The 3,110-nt window shown below is 69.3% G+C and carries 3 protein-coding genes and 1 pseudogene; 2 read left to right on the forward strand and 2 right to left on the reverse strand.

Annotated elements, in window-relative coordinates; translation table 11 throughout:
• Positions 1–266: pseudogene (locus ACDELDRAFT_RS20660) on the forward strand (hemerythrin domain-containing protein); the annotation flags it as partial.
• 157 nt (positions 267–423) lie between these two features.
• On the forward strand, positions 424–1,500 hold the full coding sequence (locus ACDELDRAFT_RS20665; protein ID WP_005800035.1) for an AbrB family transcriptional regulator: 1,077 nt from the start codon (positions 424–426) through the stop codon (positions 1,498–1,500).
• Between the two features lie 391 nt (positions 1,501–1,891).
• Here the strand turns inward: ACDELDRAFT_RS20665 and ACDELDRAFT_RS20670 are convergent, their stop codons facing one another.
• Positions 1,892–2,188 carry a BTH_I0359 family protein gene (locus tag ACDELDRAFT_RS20670; RefSeq protein WP_005800036.1) on the reverse strand — a complete coding sequence of 99 codons (297 nt, stop codon included), beginning with the start codon at positions 2,186–2,188 and terminating at the stop codon, positions 1,892–1,894.
• Positions 2,189–2,416: 228 nt separating this feature from the next.
• A partial coding sequence (locus ACDELDRAFT_RS20675; protein ID WP_005800037.1) for a DUF3108 domain-containing protein occupies positions 2,417–3,110 on the reverse strand: 694 nt, incomplete at its 5' end.

Raw genomic sequence — 3,110 nt, forward strand, 5'->3', positions numbered from 1 at the left:
GCCTGCAGCACGACCACGCCTGCATGGCCGACGACTGGGCCGCCGCACGCCTGCCGCTGCAGGCCCTGATGGAGGGGCGGCAGGCCGCGTTCAGCGAGGCCGACGGCGCCGCGTTCGACCGCTTTGTCGGTCGTTACGACCGCCATATCCGCGATGAAGAAACCGTGGCCTACCCAGCAGCCCAGACCTTGCTGGCAGCGCCGGCCCTGGAAGCCATGGGCTCCGAAATGGCCGCCCGGCGCAAGGCGCCGACACCAGCGCGGTAGCGCTTCAAAAAGTATAGCGGTTTGCGCAGGCGGGATGAGCGCATCGGCCTGATTGGACTGATATTGGCGTCGCCAAGGGCGACGCCAGCCATTCCCCAAGGGCACGGCGCACCGCGCATCTGCGGCCTGGGGCGTTGGATACTGGCGGGCTACCGCCATGCGCCTTCGTCTCCCCCTGCCTTTCATCGCCCGTGTGGCGTCCACCCTGGCCCTGGCCTGGGCCGCAGCAGCGGCCTGCGTGGCGCTGCACACCCCGCTGCCCTGGATGATCGGCCCGCTGCTGGCCACTTCGCTGCTGTCCATGGCCGGTGCGCCCACCGAGAGCTGGGCACCGCTGCGCAACGGCGGGCAGTGGGCCATCGGCGCCTCGTTGGGGCTTTATTTCACGCCGCAGGTCGTGGCGCTGGTGGCCAGCCTGTGGTGGGCGATCGGGCTCGGCATTGTGTGGGCCCTGGTGCTGGGCTGGCTGTTTGGTGCCTGGCTGTACCGGCTGCATGCGCCGCGCATGCATGGGGTGCCCGCGTCGATGATGCGTGCCACCAGCTATTTTTCGGGGGCCATCGGTGCGGCGTCCGAGATGACGCTGCTGGCCGAGCGCGAAAATGCCCGCACCGACCTCGTGGCGGCCAGCCACAGCCTGCGGCTGCTGATCGTCACGGTGACCATTCCGTTTGCGCTGCAATGGAGCGGCCTGCACGGGCTGGCCGTGCTGCCACCCACCATCCGCCTCGTCGACGGGCCGGGGCTGGTGCTGCTGGCGCTGCTGACGGGTGCGGGGGCGCTGGTGATGGACCGGCTGGGCCGGGCCAATCCCTGGTTCATGGGGGCGCTGGTGGTGTCGATGGGGCTCGCCATGGCCGATCTCACGCTGTCGGCCGTGCCCCAGTGGTTGGTCAATGCGGCGCAGCTCGTCATCGGGGTGAGCCTGGGCGTGCGCTTTCGGGCCGACTTCCTGCACACAGCGCCCCGCTGGCTGGCCTCGGTGGTGGTGGGCACGCTGGGGCTGATGGCCCTGTGCGCGGCATTTGCGGCACTGCTGGCGTGGTGCACGGGGTTGCCGTGGGTCACGCTGCTGCTGGGCACCTCGCCGGGCGGCATCACCGAAATGGCCATCACGGCCAAGGTGCTGCAACTGGGGGTGCCGGTGGTGACGGTGTTCCAGGTCTGCCGCCTGATTGCCGTGCTGATTCTGGTCGAGCCACTGTTCCGCCGCATTTACCCCGTGCGCGATTGACGGGGCTGCCGGGGCGGTCATTTCTGGGACGAAGGAGTGGCCCGGCGTCGTGTGCTGCGGCGGGACCGAGGCGTCTGCGGGCCAGGGGGCGGGCAGTAACGCCTCTCAGGAGCGCGGGGCGGGACGTTGGTGAGCGTGCAAAGAAGGGGGTACTGCCAAGCACTGCCAAAGTGGCGCCGCCAGGAAGATTCGCCAATGCAGCCTATGCGGATGCATCGCAGGGTGGGGTGGCACAAGGTGCGGTGCGGCCGGACCTTGACACCGCTTTGGACCCGCGGGCCCCAGGGATTCGCTCGCTTCAGCCCCACCCACACGCCGCCACCCAATGCGCGGGCGCCGGCCGCGGCGGCATGCAATCCAGAGGCTTCACGCCCCCGTTGTCGCGTTCCCGTCAGTGCATGACCACCGGATTTTGGGCCAGGCCGGCGTAGCGGTCGAGCGCATCTTCCACCTCTTCCTGGGTGGGCGTCTCGCGCTGCCAGGCCAGGATCTGCTGCTGGAACATCTCGGCCCACGAGCCGTCCAGATACACCTCCTTGCCCGAGCGCTTGTCCACAATCTCAAAGCCATGGCGGGCCAATTGCGGGGTGGGGGGCGCAGTGTCGTTCAGGGGCGTTTCTTGTTGCTCCACGGCGTCGGGCAGCATGTGGACCACCACAAAAGAGTCGGAGTCGTAGAGCATTTGCATGGCGTTCCCTCGGTCAATATAAGGATCAGATGACAGCGGGCGGGCAGAGTTCAAGTCCCCCGGTGCACCAGGCAAGAGGCACGGCGCGCAACGCCGGCCGCCCCTGGAACACCTGCCTTGCAGTATTTCATGAAAAGGCCCGGGGGGCTGGCTTGAAGGGCTATTTCGCCCGGATGGCGTCTGCGAGCAACACAACCCGGCGCGGGCGCGTGGCCGGTGCCGGCGCTGTCAGGGCGGGCCGCTGCTGCGCAGGCGCAGATCGGCGAAGTCGCCGTTGGCCTGGGTCAGCCGGATGCGCACGGGCAGGTAGCCCAGCGCGGGCGCAAGCCAGAGTTCGGCTTTCTGGTCGTAGTCGCGGCGCGGCAGGCGTTGCAGCTTCAGGGCCGGTGTGGGGCCGGCGGGCAGATCCAGGGTTTCCTGCCCCTCGACCGAAAACGTCCAGCGGTCGGCGCTGCGGGCACTGACGGTGGTGAGCGTGATCTGGGTGCCCGGCACGAAGCGCCCCGGGTCGGCAGCCAGCAGGGCGCCCAGCTGGATGAACACGCTCAGGCGGTCCTGCGCGCCGGCTCCCAGGGCGGCGTTGGGGGTGTTGGCGCTGAACGTGACGCGCTTCTGGGCGTGGTCGAAGTGGGCGGCCTGTTCGCTGCGCGAGCGGTCGGCAAAGCGCTCGGGCTGCAGCCCCTGGGGCGTGACCTGGCCCACGCTGCTTTGCGAGCGGGTGCCCACGAGAAAAGCGCTGACTTCCTGGCGCGCCTCGTAGCGGCTGCCGTCGTGCTGCCATACCAGTTCGGCGCGGGCCTTGTAGTCGAATTTCTTGGCCTGCCCGTTCACGTCAAACCCCAGGCGCACGGGCGGTGGCAGGCGCACGGCGGGGGCAGCGGTGCTGGCCGAGCTGCCGGGTGATCCGCCCGGCGGGGTGATG

It is taken from the genome of Acidovorax delafieldii 2AN (assembly GCF_000175235.1).
Classification (GTDB): domain Bacteria; phylum Pseudomonadota; class Gammaproteobacteria; order Burkholderiales; family Burkholderiaceae_C; genus Acidovorax; species Acidovorax delafieldii_B.